The sequence below is a fragment of the Archangium minus genome (assembly GCF_044360475.1).
Lineage (GTDB): Bacteria > Myxococcota > Myxococcia > Myxococcales > Myxococcaceae > Archangium > Archangium minus.
The window spans coordinates 3,162,773-3,177,400 of sequence record NZ_CP043494.1 but is presented as its reverse complement, the minus strand read 5'-3'; the positions used below and the strand labels follow the sequence as shown (position 1 = coordinate 3,177,400).

Genomic DNA, 14,628 nt, shown 5'->3' with positions numbered 1-14,628 from the left:
AGCCGAGCGCCATGATCCGGGAAGGGGGATAACCCTGACAGGGGCTCAACTCCGCTCATCCGTCTCCAACTCTTCCGGAAGAGGTGCGCTCATGAAAGTCAGCCTTCCTGGGAGTTGAACGACCATGAAGCCCTTCCCGGCGATTTTGACACGCTGCGCGTGCTCTGCCTTCCCACCAACAAGCCACTTGTCCGCGTCTTCTCGTGTCGCGAACTCATGAGCGACCTCGACAGTGAATGACTTGTTAGAAAACTCTTTATAATACCGAATGAAGTCCTCCTCCTGCCTGCTGTCGCGAGTGTAGAGCAACGCGGCTTGAGCCATCTTGGTTGCAGCCCTCTCTTTGGAGTCCTCTGCATACTTCTCGATGACGGAAGAGAGAACACCGATCATCTCATCCAAATCGAACTCTGGAGTATGTGCCATGTTGTCACCAGGCTCGCCGCCTGCTTACAGGGGAGCCAGAACCAGTGCACCGCCAAAAAAGTGCCACTTCAGTCTTGTGCTTCCTGAGCCATTTGATTGCGGCATCCATGGTTGGGAAATGAAACGCCGCCGAAGGGTACCAAGGGGCCAGATCTCACGCACCGACAGCAGATGAGCGCCCTTGTCGGGTGGCGACTACTGGACGTCCCCCCTGGGAAGGAGACGGGCTGAAGGTCTACGATTCCCCAGCCCATGGAGCCCATCTTCACGCCCGAGCAGCTGGCCGAGATCAAGGCCTACCACCTGCCGCTCTACATCCGCAGCGCGGTGAGCCCCTTCATCTACCTGGGCGTGCTGGCCCTCATCCTGGGCGTGCTCGTGCGGCCCTTCTACCGATGGTCCGAGTCCTGGGCGGCCTGGCTGTCCCAGCGGCTCGCGTTCCTGCGGACGGCCCCGGTCAGCCGGGCCTTCGTCAAGGCCATGGACCGACTCTGGGGCGAGCCGGGCTGGGGCGCGGCGATCTTCTTCGCGCTGCTCGTCAATCTCTTCATCGATCTCGTCCACGTCCCGGCGACCATCTACTTCGACTACGTGCTGGAGCACCGCTACGGCATGTCCGCCTATACGCCCCTGCGGTTCGCGCTGGACGAGCTCAAGGGCATCACCCTGCAAGGGTTCGCCACCCTCGCGCTGGTCCTGGGGCTGTACGGGCTGGCTCGCCGAGTGAAGCGCTGGTGGCTGGTGCTGGGTATCCCCTCGGCGCTGCTGCTGCTGGTGTCCTCGGCCCTGGACCCATACCGCAGCCAGGTCTACTTCGAGCAGACCCCCCTGGAGCAGGGGCCCGTGCGCGAGCGCATCACCTCGTTGATGGCCCAGGCAAACATCCCCTTCCAGGACGTGCGGGTGGAGAAGACGTCCGTGGCCAGCAAGCGCATCCAGGCCTACTTCGCGGGCCAGGGCCCCACGCGCACCATCGTGCTCAACGACGTCATCCTCCAGGAGCTCGCACCAGAGGAGCTCCTCGCCGCGGTCGCTCACGAGGCAGGCCATGTCCACGAAGCAAAATGGCCGGGACGCATCGCCTCCTCTGTGGCGCTGGTAGCGCTCCTCTTCGTCATTGACCGGCTGCTGCGGCTGTCCGCCACTCGCGGGTGGTTCGGCACCACGCGCACCGCCGACATCCGCACCCTGCCCCTGCTGTGGCTGCTCTCCTTCTCCGTCTTCTTCCTGAGCAGCCCCCTCTCCGCCGCCTTCTCCCGTGAGCGCGAGCGCGAGGCTGATCGCTATGCCCTCCAGCTCACCCAGGACCCTGACGCCTTCCGCCGCATGCTGGTGAAGGCCGCTCGGGTGAACAAGATGGACCCGGACCCGCCTCGCTGGGTCGTCCTCAAGGGTCACAGCCACCCGCCCATCTCCGAGCGTCTGGCCGCCATTCCCCCCACCCCAGAAAAAAGAGCGCCAGCGGGCGGGTCTCCCTTCCTCACGGAGCCCTCCCACTGACGCTCTCCCGCCGGACCGCCTTCGTCCCCTCCTCCCCTCCGTGGCCCGGCGACTCCCACTCGTGACAGCGGACTACGCCCGCGCCTGAGCCTGCTCCGCCTTCATCTTCTCCGCGGCCACCAGCGCGATGGCCTTCACCAGCGCCTTCGCCCTCCGGCCCGCTGACGTCTCCCCGTTCGGATCCGCCTCCGACGCGTTGGCGATGTCCGTGAAGCCCTGCCGGTTGCCCTGCCGCAGGTACAGCTCGCCGCGGTTCACCAGCGCCACCGGGTTGCTCGGATCGCGCTCCAGCGCCGCGCTGTACTCGGCGATGGCCTCCTCCAACCGCCCCAGCTTCTGGTACACCGTGCCCAACGCGGCCCGGCTCGCGGAGTCCTTCGGGTTTCCCTCCACCAGCCCCTCGAAGAGGATGCGCGCTTCCTCGTAGCGACCCGCCGCCGCCAGGTCACACCCCACCTGCGCGATCGCCTTCGCCTCCGCGAAGGTCATCCCCTCCACCTCCGACCACGTCATCTCCCCGCGCACGAACGCCTTCAGCTTCTCCGTCGTTGCCGTGTCCATGGCTCCTCCCTCGTACTTGATGACCCGTCCCATCTCCGCCTACGCGCTCCGCATGTTGGAGAGGGCCGTCTTCGCCATCTCGTTGAACTTCATGGACAGCGTGCTCATCATCTCGAACATATTCTTCCGCTTCTCGATGAGCTTCTGCAGCCGCAGGTTGATCTTCTCGATGTTGCGGTCCGCGTCCGCGGCCTTCTTCTCGTTGCCCTTCTCGTTCGAGATGCCCGCCTTGGCGTCCTGCGCCGCCGCGAGGTCATCCATCGTCTGGAGGATCTCGTTGTCCAGCTTCTCCGTGAGCGCCATGAGGATGGCTTCGATCTTCTCCTCCAGGCTCATGCTCGGGTCGTTGATGATGCCCCGGACACTCGAGCTGGCCTGACCGCCCGAGGACGACGACGTGCCAGAGGAGCTGCCGGGGCGCACCGAACCCGAGGACGACCCCGACGACGACCCCACGCTCCCGGGCTCCCCGTACTGCGCGTAGTCCGCCTTCACTTTGTTGATCTCTCCCTGCACGTTGTTCAGGGTGATGCGATCGTCGTTCTTGATGTCCTTGAGCACCCCCGCGACACCGCCCTTGAAGCCGCTGAACGAGGTGTCGAGCCGCTCGAAGTAGCCCGGGTTGTCCACCAGGAAGCGGGCCGCCTTGCGCAGCTCGGGAGACACGCGCGAGTCCTCGGAGATGCGCTTCAGGTCCGCCCTCGACAGCGACCCGTCCAGCTTCCCGTCCGTCGCGTCGAGGTAGCGGAAGTTCTGCTCGAGCGTCTGCAACGAATGGAGGTAGTCGTTCATCTTGGGGTCCAGGTGGCTGCCCCCGTTGACGCCACACGACTCGCGCGAGCCGCTCGTCTCCACCGCCGAGGAGCCGTGCCGCGGCTTCGCGTAGCCCTCGCAGGCGCGCTGCTCATCCTTGGGCGCCCTGTACTCGGTGGTGGCCGGCGGATTCTTGGTCAGCTCCTGCGCGAGCCCCATCGCGCCATCGGCCGCCAGCATCACATTGCCCGTCACCGCCCCCACCGCCACCTTGGCCGCGTTGGTGATGGCCGGCGGGAGCCCCAGTGCACTGCCCGCCATGTCGATGAGCGCACCACCCGACAGCAGGTTCGTCACTCCCCCCAGGGCATTGCCCAATCCCTTCAGAAAATCACTCATGGTTTCTCCTTCGTCGTGTTCCGCGCCCGACGAATTGCAGTGGCAGTGCCGACCCCGGCCTGGGCACGACACCAACGAATTCAGCGAGTTAGCCCGAGCACCGAGCGGGCACGGTCCTTCCTCGCGGACGGGACGGTCCACAGCGGGGGATTGCGGTTAGATTCCGCCGCGCATGCGCACCCTGGGCCTCGACGTGGGTACCAAGACAATCGGCGTTGCTGCCTCGGACGCCCTGGGCCTCACCGCCCAGACCGTGACGACCATCCGGCGGACCAGCCTCAAAGCGGACCTCGCCGCACTCGCGGAGCTGGTGCGCGAGTACGAGGCCGAGCGCTTCGTCGTTGGGTTGCCCCTCAACATGGATGGCTCCGAGGGCCCTCGCGCCGAGGCCACTCGCAAGTTCGTGGACGTGCTCACCCAGTCCACGGGCCTCCCCGTGGAGCTATGGGACGAGCGCCTGTCCACCGTGGCCGCCCAGCGCACCCTGCTCGAGGCGGACCTGTCGCGCGCCAAGCGCCGCGAGGTCATCGACCAGATGGCCGCCCAGTTCATCCTCCAGGGGTGGCTCGATGCCCGGCGCCCGCCCTCGGGGGCGTTCGATGACGACGATTACGACCCGGAGCCGTAAGTGAAGAAAGCCCTCCTCGCCCTGCTCGTCCTCGTGGTGCTCGCGGCTGCCGCCGCGGGCGGTTGGTACCTGCGCCGCGAGCAGCGAATCACCGCGTTCGCCGCCACTCCCGTCACCCTGCCCCAGGAAGGCGTCACCGTCAGCGTGCCCACTGGCACCGGTCCGAAGACGCTCTCCCAGATGCTGGCGGACGCGGGCGTCGTCACGGATCCGGAGCTCCTCTACCTCTTCATCCGCCGCGAGAAGGCGGGTCCCAAGCTCAAGGCCGGTGAGTACCTCTTCGAAGGCACCCTCACCCCCGCCCAGGTGGTGGAGCTGCTCGCCTCTGGCAAGGTGAAGGTCTACCGCTTCACCGTCCCCGAGGGCCTGCGCGTGGAGGAGATCCTCCCCATCCTCGCCGGCTCGGAGCTGAAGCTGGAGCAGAAGAAGCTGGAGCAGCTCGTCTCCGACCCGCGCTTCCTGCGCGAGGCCGGCGTGCCCGCCTCCTCCATTGAGGGCTTCCTCTACCCGGACACGTACACCTTCACCCGCAACGCCACGGAGGAGCGAGTGCTCGCACGCATGGTGGAGCGCTCGCTTGAGGAGTACCGGAAGGCAGACGCGCAGCGGAAGTCAGGGGTGAAGCTCTCGCTGCTGGAGACGTTCACGCTGGCCTCCATCGTGGAGAAGGAGACGGGGCAGCCCCAGGAGCGGCCTCGCATCGCGTGTGTCTTCCACAACCGGCTGCGCCAGGGCATCAAGCTGCAGACGGACCCCACGGTCATCTACGCCATGAAGCTGCTGCGCGGGGTGTACTCGAAGAACATCACCAAGAGGGACCTGGAGACGCCGCACCCGTACAACACGTACACCACGGTGGGGTTGCCGCCGGGACCCATCGCCAACCCTGGTGCTGCGGCCATCCAAGCGGCCCTCCATCCGCTGGACTGCGAGGACCTCTTCTTCGTGTCGCGCAACGACGGCACCCATATCTTCTGCCCCACCCTGGAGTGCCACAACGCGGCCGTGGAGAAGTGGCAGGTGGAGTTCTTCCGCGCCAAGCGTCGGCAGCGGGCAGGCGGCGCGAACTAGCCATCCTCCGCACGCCTCGGCCACCGAGGCACCAGGGAGACGCGGTGGCCTCCGTCACCTCTGCGCACGAGAGAGCGCGAGCTGGAGGCATGCTCCCTGTTCGAGCCGGGGTGTCCACTTTTGGAGGGCGGGGGATACATCCCCTTCTTCCACGAGGTGGATCATGGCAACGGCGACACAACAGAAGGCAGGCGTGGAACTCCTGGCAGGCCCTCCGGTGAGGGTGAGCTGGGGTTCCATCTTCGCCGGGGCGGTGACGGCGCTGGGGCTCTGGATATTGCTCTACGCACTCGGCCTGGCGCTGGGCCTGTCCTCCATCAATCCGCAGGACACCGGGAGCGCGAGGTCCTCCGGCATCTTCACTGGCATCTGGAGCATCATCTCTCCGCTCATCGCCCTCTTCGTGGGCGGCGTCGTGGCCGGGCGCGGTTCAGGGGCCCAGACGAAATCGAGCGGAGGCATGCATGGGCTCGTCATGTGGGGGCTCACCACGCTCGTGGGCCTCTGGTTGCTGGGCAACCTGGTCTCCACCCTGGCAGGTGGACTGCTTTCCGTGGGGAAGTCGGCCGTCCAGGCCACTGGGTCAGCGGTGTCGGCAGGCGCCTCTCAGGGTGGAGGCGTGGGTCAGGTGGCGCAGAGCTTCGGACTCGATGCCAATGACGCCCTGCGCCCCATCAACGAGCGCCTGCAAGCCCAAGGCAATCCTCCGGTGACGGCGAGCCAGCTCGAGGCCGCGACTCGAGACGTGGTGCGGACGGCGGTGCAGCAGGGCCGGCTCGACCGGCAGCTCTTGGTGAGCTCCATCGCCGAGAACACGCCCCTGTCGCGCGCGGATGCCGAGGAGGTCGCCAGTCGCGTGGAGACCCAGTTCAAGACCTTCCAGGGCCAGGCGGGTCAGGCAGTCCAGTCCGTGCAGACAGGCGCGCTCAAGGCGGCGGATGTCACCGGCAAGGCGCTCTGGGGTGTCTTCGGCGCCCTCTTCCTGGGGCTCATCTCGGCGATCCTCGGTGGCACGGTGGGCGTGAGCAAACGCCAGCGCATCTACGCGGAGGGCGCGGTGGTGACGAGTCCACCCGAGGGCGGGTTGCCACCTCCGCGTCGCGAGGTGTACCCGTAGGCACCTGCGGCTGGACGTGGGCGCGCTGAACCGAGCGTTGCCCGGATTCTCATGGTTCCGGGCCGAGACCCGGGCCGTGATGCAGCCGGGCATGCTTCACCCCCTTATCTGCCTCCAAGGACGACACGACTCATCGTGACGCATGGATACCGCAGCGTGTCGTCAGGGTGGCGGCACGTCCCGCGGTGCCCCAGTGCCCACCACCCACAGGAGGCAGCCATGTTCCAGCGCAGTCAGTTGAAGGAAGGGATGACGGTCCGCAGCTTCGACGGCGAGAAGCTCGGCAAGGTGTTCGCCCTGGGAGATGATGCGTTCCACATCGAGAAAGGCATCTTCTTCCCGAAGGACTACCTCGTGCGGTACGAGGAGATCTCCGACATTCGCGACGGGGAGATCATCCTCACGCACGGCCGCGAGGGACTCCTCCGTCTATCCGACCAGGACACGTACAGGACGGCCTCCCCCACGGGAGCAATCTCCGGCGTGGGGCTGGGCGCGACCACCGGTCTGGGAACGAGCGCGGTCGCCTCGGACGTAGGACCGAGCACGGTGACCTCGGATCTCCGAGCGGATACGAGCATGAGCGCCGCCAGCACGGAGCGCTCGTGGGAAGGCCGCCGCTCGGACGAAGTGGCCGTCCCCATTCACAAGGAGGAGATGGACGTCAGCAAGCGGGACGTCCAGTCCGGTGAGGTACGCGTCCAGAAGGAGGTCGTCGAGGAGGTGAAGACGGTGAGCGTCCCGGTACGCCGCGAGCGCGTGCGCGTGGAGCGCCGCGACGTCGCCCCGGAGCGGCCCGCCATGAACGCCTCTTTCCAGGACGAGACGGTGGTGGTGCCCCTGCACGCTGAGGAGGTGGAAGTCCACAAGCGCCCCGTGGTGTCGGAGGAGGTCGTCATCCGCAAGGACGAGATCGAGGAGGAGCGCCGGGTGGCAGAGCCGCTGCGCCACGAGGAGGTCGACATCCGCACGTCCGGAGAAGAGGACACGCGCTCGCTCAACCTCAACCCTGATGATCCCACCTTGCGCCGCTCGTGACAGGAACAACCCCAGGCCACTTCCCGGAAACAGGAGGTGGCCTTCCCTTCCAGGCTGTCAGCCGCAGTGGGCCTCGACGGCCTTCAGCAACGCGTCCACCCTGAACGGCTTCTTGAGCACCACCTGCGCTTCAAGCCGAGCGCTCCACTCGAGCACAGTCGTGGCGACGATGACGGGAACGGAGTGGGCAGCCAGCGTCCGACGGAGCTCGTGCATGGCCTGTTCGCCATGCAGCAGCGACGTCCTCAAATCCAGCAGGACGATGCAGGGGTTCTCCAGGGACCGCAGCACCGCCTGGGCCTCCAGACAGTTGGGGGCGACGACAACCGTATAGCCCTCCTCCGTCAACAGCGCATGGATGGCGTCCCGGATGTCCGGGTCGTCCTCGACGATCACGATGGGCTTGGAGAGTGTGGCCATATGGAGCCTGCGGCGTGCCGGGGTAGCCGCACGGTGAAAGTAGTTCCATCACCCTCGTGGGAGTGCACCTCGACGCTCCCGCCGTGGGCTTCAGCAATCTGTTGAACGATGAAGAGGCCCAGCCCCAGGCCCGAGGTCGGGTGCGCATCGCCTTCCACCGCCCGCCGGAAGGGCTCGAAGATGCCCGTCATCAGCTTGCGCGGGATGGGCCGCCCCTCGTTGTGCACCACCACGCTCACGGTGTCGCCCTCGTCCTGGAGGGTGAAGTCCACCGGCGTCTCCGCGGGGCTGTAGTCGAGCGCGTTCTTGCCCAGGTTTCCCACCAGCTGCGCGAGCCGATCCGGGTCCCACTCGCCCAGGAAGTGACCGTCCGCCGCCAGCCGCAGCTCCCTCCCCGGGTGGCTGATCTCCAGCTCCTCCAACACATGGCGGCAGAGGTGACGCAGGTTGGTGGGCCGGGGATGGATGGGGATGCCGCCGCCCAGCCGCCCTCGCGTGAAGTCGAGCAGCTCGCCAATCATCCGCGCCATCCGCTCCCCACTGGTGACGATGCGGCGCACCACCTTCGTATGCGTCGCGGGAATACCCTCCAACCGAAGCAGCGTATTGGCCGAGAGCAGGATGGCGTTGAGCGGGTTGCGCAAATCATGGGAGACGACGCCCAGGAAGCGCTCACGGAACTCCGCCGTCTGGCGCAGCCGCTCCTCCTGCTGCTTGCGCTCGGTGATGTCCATGACGACGCCGCCCACCCCGAGCATCCTCCCGTCCGCCGCGCGCACCGGGAAATAGTCCCCCACCCAGTGGTGGATGACGCCCGGCTCATTGGCCGGCGCGGCGCTGAACTCCTGGCCCCTCGAGGCCTCACCCGTCTCCAAGACTCGCCGCAGGATGGGCTCCAGCGCCGGCCCACTCTCCGGAATCACCTCGTTCACGTGCTTGCCCAGGTGGGCCTCCACGGGGGGGCCGTTGTGGGCGGCCAGCGCCTCGTTGATGCGCACGTAGCGCAACTCTGTGTCGAACAGGGCCAACCCCGCGGGAGCCGCTCCCATCAGCGCGTCCAGCAGCGCCAGCGTCTCCTCTGCCTTCTCCCGCGCGGCGCGCTCGCTGGCGGCGAGCGAGGCCTGCACAATGAGACCCGTGGCTCGGCTCACCATCGCCCGGAACAGGAGCTTGTCCTCGTTGGAGAACTCGAAGGCGGTGCGGCTGCCCATGTGGGCGACGCCGATGACCTCCTCCCCGAACATCAACGGGACTCCGTAGAGCGCACGCGTCCCCCGCGCGCGGATGAGCTCGCTCTTCACCAGCGGCTCCGTCGCCGCCGAGCGCAGCTCTATGGGCCGCTGCTCGGCCGCGATGCGCCCACTGAAGCCCTCCCCCACCCGCAGGCTGAAGCCGGAGGCCACCTCCTCCTCCAACCCCACGGAGGAGCGCACCCGGAGGACGTCCCCCTCACGCAGCAGCAGGGAGACGGAGTCCACCGCCTCGGTGGTCTCCAGCATGACGCGCAGCAGCTTCGGCAGGAAGGTGGTCAGGTCCTCCGTCCCGAGCGCCGCCTCGGAGATGCGATCCAACGCCACCAACGTGCGCTCGCGCGCGCGGGCATAGCGTGAGACGGCCGCGGCCACGGCTTCGTCGAACGTGCGGTTGAAGGACACCACCTCGCGCATCGCTACCGCCATGCTCGCCGCGCCGGCTGCCTCGACGTGCTCGCCATAGAGCTGGAGGATGCAGGCGCGCAGCAGCGCGTACTCCTCCGCGACCTCGTCCAGGTCGAAGCCCGAGTCCAGCCGCTCGAGGGCATGCACCTCGGGCATCTGCTCGAGCGTCTGGTGCTCGCCCGTATGCACGGTCTCCACCACACAGGCGATCCGCTCCAGCAGATCTGGCAGGTGATCGAGGAGCCGGGGCCGCGAGAGCCCCTGGGCATAGGGAAGTCGACGCACCGCCCGCTCCCAATCCTCAAGGAGGCGGGAGCGGTGCTCCCGGATGAAGGCGCCGAGGCGCAATCGCTCTTCTCCCACCCCTTGGGTTTCGTGCTTGACCATCGCGAAGAGTGCAAACGCTCGCCACGCTGTGGATTCAGCGGCCCCTCGCCAACTCCTGCTCCTCGGCACGCAGGGTAGCCAGGGGAGCAGAGGGTGGGCTTCAAGGACGGGTACGGACAATCTCCCGGAGCGTGAGGCGCCGACGCACGGTGTCCACCTCGTACATCGCGAGGTACCCCTCCAAAGAGAGGGAGCGGATGATGAGAGGCTCGGCTTCCTTCTTCGGCAGGGGCGCCGGCGTGGGCGCCCTCAACTGGGCCGCGATGCCGTCCAACGCCTGGCGGATGCGTTGGTAGCTCTCCAACGGCAGGTGCGCCAACTGCTTCCAGGCAGAGGGACTGACTTCCACGCTGTAGGTATTGAGACTCTCGGGGCGCCGCATTCCGGGCTGAGCCATTGCACGTGCCAGGCCAATCCGATCATCTGTCGGTTTCAACACTTACCCGGGCACCCCCCCGGGTGACTGACGTTCCTACAGTCAGGAATCGGAAACATTTACGGACTCCCCCTGGCGCCGAGACCCCGAGGGAGCAGGGGGATGGAACGCGCAGCTCACCCCAGGGTCTGGGCTTCCGGGGTGGGCAATGGCCACCTGTACGGGGGGAGCCTCCTGAGTGTGTCCCATGACGGACGGCCTCCCACGACCCGGAGCTTGCCTGGAGACAGGGGCGGCTCCACGCATGACCTGATGAGGGGATCTCCCCCATGAGCCCGCTGTCCATGCACCCTGGCACCTTCGAGGCTTCTCCCTGGGATGGGCAGGCGTTCTGGGACGCCCCCATTGGCATCGCCTTCTTGGATGAAGGCCTGCGCTACCTGCGCATCAACAAGATGCTGGCCGCCATGAATGGCCTCCCGCCCGAGCTGCACATCGGCAGGTCCATCCAGGAGGTGCTCCCGGCCATTCCCCCGGCAGTGGTGGAGTCGCTCGAGCACGTCCTGGCCACGGGCCAGCCGATCTTCAACTCCGTGCTCACGCGCTGGGCCGCCCCCCGCCCCAGCGAGGCCCAGCACTTCCTCGCCCACTACTACCCTGTGAGGAATGAGGCCGGCGCCCTCATCGCCCTGGGGACTGCCGTCCAGGACATCACCGGGTGGCGGCGCGCCGAGATGGCGCGCGACAGGAGCGAGGCACGTTTCCGCGCGCTGGTGCTGGCCACCGCGCAGGTGGTGTGGACGACGGATGCCCACGGCGAGTTGGTGGAGGAGAGCCCCACCTGGAGGGCCTTCACTGGCCAGACGCCGCAGCAGAGCCTGGGCTCAGGTTGGGTTGACGCCATCCATCCCGAGGATCGCACCCGGGCACGGTCGGCCTGGAGGCAAGCCGTGCACCACCGGGAGCTCTACACGGTGGAGTACCGGTTGAGGAGGCCCGATGGGAGCTACACCCCCACCCTGGCGCGCGGAGCCCCCGTCCACAACGCGGATGGCTCCATCTTGGAGTGGATTGGCACCAACACCGACATCTCCGCCAGTCACCGCGCGAGGGAGGAGCACGCGCGGCTCCTAGGGGAGCTCCAGCAAGCCGTGCGCATCCGGGACGAGTTCCTCACCGTGGCCGCGCACGAGCTGCGCACACCCCTCACCACGCTGGGGCTCCGGCTGCAGTCGCTCGGAAATGACGCTCGGGGCTGGCCGGGGGCCCAGCTCGCCCGCCGGGCACTTGAGCAGCTCGAGGTGATGCGCCGGCAGGTGAAGCGGCTGACGACCCTGGTGAATAGCCTGGTGGATGTGACCCACCTCTCGGAAGGACGGCTCCAGCTGGAGCTGGAGAGCGTGGAGCTGTGCACGGTGGTGCGAGAGATCACCGTTCGGCTCGCGGACGAGGCCGCACGGGCCGGCTGCACCGTGAAGTTGGAGGCGAATTGCGAGGTGCCAGGCCGCTGGGACCGGCTGCGCTTGGAGCAGGCCCTGGTCCACCTGCTGTCCAACGCCCTCAAGTATGGCGCCGGCAGGCCCATCCACATCCACGTCATGAAAGGGGAACAGAAGGCGAGGTTGACGGTGCGTGACGAGGGCATCGGCATCGCGCCGGAGCACCTGCCGCGCGTCTTCGACCGCTTCGAGCGTGGGGTGTCAGAGCGGCACTATGGGGGCTTGGGGCTGGGCCTCTACATGACTCGGCGAAGCATCGAGGCCATGGGCGGCACGGTGAGCGTCGAGAGCAAGCCTGGGGAGGGAGCCCTCTTCACCGTGGAACTGCCGCTGCGGCCCCCCGAGGAGGAAGGGCGGCCGTGAACCTCGAGACGCAACCGCCGGAGCCCTCGTCCCCCTCCCTCGCAGAGCTGCTGGAGGAACGGCACGCGGACATCATCCAGCGCTGGACCGAGCGGTTGCGCCGGGGGCTCGCGCCCGAGGAGCGGACGCGGTGCGAGCTGGAGGACCATATCAGCGACGAGCTGTGGGAAATGACCGCAGTGCTGCGCCAGCACGAGGCCACGGGGGACCGCCCGGTGCCGGAGTGGAACCCCATGACTCGGGCGCATGGGGCCTGGCGCCTGCGCAGGGGCTTCGACGTGCGGGAGCTGATGCGCGAGTACCACGTGCTGCGCGAGTGCATCCTCGACCTGGTGGAGGAGACGAACGTGCGCGTCACCCTGGGGGAGGTGCGCGCGCTGTCGGCCTTCCTCACCACCCGCGTCGCCGAGAGCGTGGTCGAGTACACCCGCCAGCACGACGAGCAGACCCTGCTGGGGGGTGAGGAGCGCTTCCGCCTGCTCGTGGAGGGCGTGGAGGGCGTGGAGGACTATGCCATCTACATTCTCGACCCAGAGGGCCGGGTCATGAGCTGGAACGTGGGCGCCGAGCGCATCAAGGGCTACTCGGCGCAGGAGGTGCTCGGCCAGTCCTTCTCCCGCTTCTACACGCCCGAGGACGTCGCCGCCGGAGTGCCCGACAAGTGCCTCCAGGCCGCGGCCACCCACGGCCATTGCCGGACCGAAGCGTTGCGCATCCACAAGGACGGCCACCGCTTCTGGGCGGACGCTGTCATCACCGCCCTGCGCGACGAGCACGGCGTGCTGCGCGGCTTCTCCGACGTCACCCGTGACATCTCCAAACGCAAGCGCGCCGAGCAGGCCCTGCGCGAGACGACCCAGCGGCTGCAGGCCATCCTGGAGACGGCGGTGGACGGCATCATCACCATCGACGAGCGAGGCCTCATCCAGGACGTCAACCCGGCCACGACGCGCATCTTCGGCTACGCGCCCGAGGAGCTCATCGGCCGCAACGTCAGCACCCTCATGCCCGAGCCCTACCGGTGCGAGCACGACGGCTACATAGACAGCTACATGTGCACAGACGTGCGCAAGGTCATCGGCATCGGGCGCGAGGTGGAGGGCCGGCGTAAGGACGGGAGCGTCTTCCCCCTGGAGCTCTCTATCAGTGAGACGCTCCTGCCCCAGGGCCGACTCTTCACGGGCCTGGTGCGCGACATCACCGCACGCAAGCGCGCCGAGCGCACCCAGGCCTTCTTCATCGAGGTGGGGACGGTGCTGTCCCAGTCGCTCGACGTGCACATGACCCTGAGGCGACTCGCCTCGCTGGCCGTGACGCACCTGTGCGACTACTGCATGGTGGATCTGCTGGGCGAGGACGGGCGGCTGCACCGCCTGGAGATGGCGGCCCGCGCGCCGGAGAAGCAGGTCCTCCTGGAGATCTCACGGCCCTACCCTCCCCTGCTGGGGAGCCACAGCCCCGTGGCCCGCGCCCTGGAGAGCGGCAACGCCGTGGTCATCCCGGAGATCACCCCCGGGTGGCTGGATGCCGCCGCTCGCAACGCGGAGCACCGGGCCAACCTGGAGGCGCTCGGCCCGAAGTCCGTGGCGCTCGTCCCCCTGGTAGCCCGAGGCCGCAAGCTCGGCATCATCAACCTCGCCTGGACGAGTCCCCATACCGGTGACTTCAACGCGGACCTGGAGATAGCCAAGGGGCTGGCAGACCGCGCGGCCGTGGCCATCGACAACGCGCGCCTCTACCAGGAGGCCCAGGAGGCCATCAAAGTCCGCGAGGACGTGGTGGCCATCGTCAGCCATGATCTGCGCAACCCGCTCAACGCCATCACCCTGTCGGCCACTGCCCTGCTCAAGCGCGAGGACGTGGACGAGCGCTCCACGAAGGCAGTGAGCCGCATCTACGCCGCGGCGGAGCGCGCCAGCGGGATGATCTGCGACCTGCTCGACTTCACCCAGGCGCGCGTGAGCGGCATCCCCGTTCAGCCCGCGCCGCTGGACTTCCACGAACACGTCCATCGGGTGGTGGAGGAGGTCCAGCTCGCCTGGCCCGAGCGGCACATCACCTTCCACGCCCACGGCGATGGCCGGGGCGAATGGGACGAGGGGCGCCTGGCCCAGGTCGTCACCAACCTGGTGGGCAACGCCCTGCAGCACAGCCCCGCGGGCACGCCCGTGCGGGTGTCCACCTGGGACGAGGGCCAGGACGTCCGCCTCGAGGTGCACAACGAGGGCGACCCCATCCCCTCCGAGCTGCGGACGATGCTCTTCGAGCCCTACCAGCGAGGACAGGAGGCCGGAGAGGGCCGGGGCAGCCTGGGCCTGGGCCTCTACATCACCCGGCAAATCGTCCTCGGCCATGGTGGCACCCTCGACGTGCAATCCACCGAGGACGAGGGCACCACCTTCACGGTGCGGCTGCCCCGACACCAGGCCTGA

At 67.6% G+C, this 14,628-nt stretch carries 13 protein-coding genes; 7 read left to right on the top strand and 6 right to left on the bottom strand.

All coding sequences use genetic code 11. From position 1 onward, the window contains the following. Window positions 1-45: 45 nt before the first annotated feature. Entirely contained in the window at window positions 46-426 is a 381-nt protein-coding gene (locus tag F0U60_RS13005) for a hypothetical protein (protein WP_395818733.1), read from the bottom strand. Window positions 427-666: 240 nt separating this feature from the next. Here F0U60_RS13005 and F0U60_RS13000 point away from each other — a divergent pair, with 240 nt between their 5' ends. Continuing rightward, window positions 667-1,926, top strand: a complete 1,260-nt coding sequence (locus F0U60_RS13000) for a M48 family metalloprotease (protein ID WP_395825219.1) — start codon at window positions 667-669, stop codon at window positions 1,924-1,926. A gap of 72 nt (window positions 1,927-1,998) precedes the next feature. On the opposite strand, the gene F0U60_RS12995 is transcribed toward F0U60_RS13000, so the two are convergent. Then, entirely contained in the window at window positions 1,999-2,520 is a 522-nt protein-coding gene (locus F0U60_RS12995; protein WP_395818730.1) for a tetratricopeptide repeat protein, read from the bottom strand. A 6-nt stretch (window positions 2,521-2,526) separates the two neighbouring features. Continuing rightward, window positions 2,527-3,639, bottom strand: a complete 1,113-nt coding sequence (locus F0U60_RS12990; RefSeq protein WP_395818727.1) for a hypothetical protein — start codon at window positions 3,637-3,639, stop codon at window positions 2,527-2,529. Between the two features lie 172 nt (window positions 3,640-3,811). Here F0U60_RS12990 and ruvX point away from each other — a divergent pair, with 172 nt between their 5' ends. From ruvX to F0U60_RS12970, 4 genes are all read left to right on the top strand, one after another. Continuing rightward, window positions 3,812-4,267: a Holliday junction resolvase RuvX gene (gene ruvX / locus F0U60_RS12985; protein ID WP_395818725.1), complete on the top strand. Its 456-nt coding sequence runs from the start codon at window positions 3,812-3,814 to the stop codon at window positions 4,265-4,267. After that, window positions 4,268-5,338: an endolytic transglycosylase MltG gene (gene mltG, locus F0U60_RS12980; protein WP_395818722.1), complete on the top strand. Its 1,071-nt coding sequence runs from the start codon at window positions 4,268-4,270 to the stop codon at window positions 5,336-5,338. Between the two features lie 163 nt (window positions 5,339-5,501). Further along, window positions 5,502-6,455 (top strand): hypothetical protein, encoded by a 954-nt coding sequence (locus tag F0U60_RS12975; RefSeq protein ID WP_395818720.1) that lies wholly within the window; start codon window positions 5,502-5,504, stop codon window positions 6,453-6,455. Window positions 6,456-6,674: 219 nt separating this feature from the next. After that, window positions 6,675-7,493: a YsnF/AvaK domain-containing protein gene (locus tag F0U60_RS12970; RefSeq protein WP_395818718.1), complete on the top strand. Its 819-nt coding sequence runs from the start codon at window positions 6,675-6,677 to the stop codon at window positions 7,491-7,493. A gap of 57 nt (window positions 7,494-7,550) precedes the next feature. Here F0U60_RS12970 and F0U60_RS12965 read toward each other — a convergent pair whose 3' ends face one another. From F0U60_RS12965 to F0U60_RS12955, 3 genes are all read right to left on the bottom strand, one after another. Beyond that, the gene (locus F0U60_RS12965; protein WP_395818715.1) at window positions 7,551-7,913 is read right to left on the bottom strand and encodes a response regulator; all 363 of its coding nucleotides are present in this window, start codon (window positions 7,911-7,913) and stop codon (window positions 7,551-7,553) included. Next, window positions 7,886-9,958, bottom strand: coding sequence for an ATP-binding protein (locus F0U60_RS12960; protein ID WP_395818712.1), 2,073 nt, complete (start codon window positions 9,956-9,958; stop codon window positions 7,886-7,888). The genes F0U60_RS12965 and F0U60_RS12960 overlap by 28 nt, the downstream gene beginning before the upstream one ends. A 100-nt stretch (window positions 9,959-10,058) precedes the next feature. Beyond that, window positions 10,059-10,355, bottom strand: a complete 297-nt coding sequence (locus F0U60_RS12955; RefSeq protein WP_395818708.1) for a type II toxin-antitoxin system RelE/ParE family toxin — start codon at window positions 10,353-10,355, stop codon at window positions 10,059-10,061. Between the two features lie 308 nt (window positions 10,356-10,663). Between F0U60_RS12955 and F0U60_RS12950 the strand changes: the two genes are divergently transcribed. Continuing rightward, complete coding sequence (locus F0U60_RS12950) at window positions 10,664-12,196, top strand: ATP-binding protein (protein WP_395818706.1); 1,533 nt, start codon at window positions 10,664-10,666, stop codon at window positions 12,194-12,196. Further along, on the top strand, window positions 12,193-14,628 hold the full coding sequence (locus tag F0U60_RS12945) for a PAS domain S-box protein (protein WP_395818702.1): 2,436 nt from the start codon (window positions 12,193-12,195) through the stop codon (window positions 14,626-14,628). Before F0U60_RS12950 ends, F0U60_RS12945 begins: the two co-directional genes overlap by 4 nt.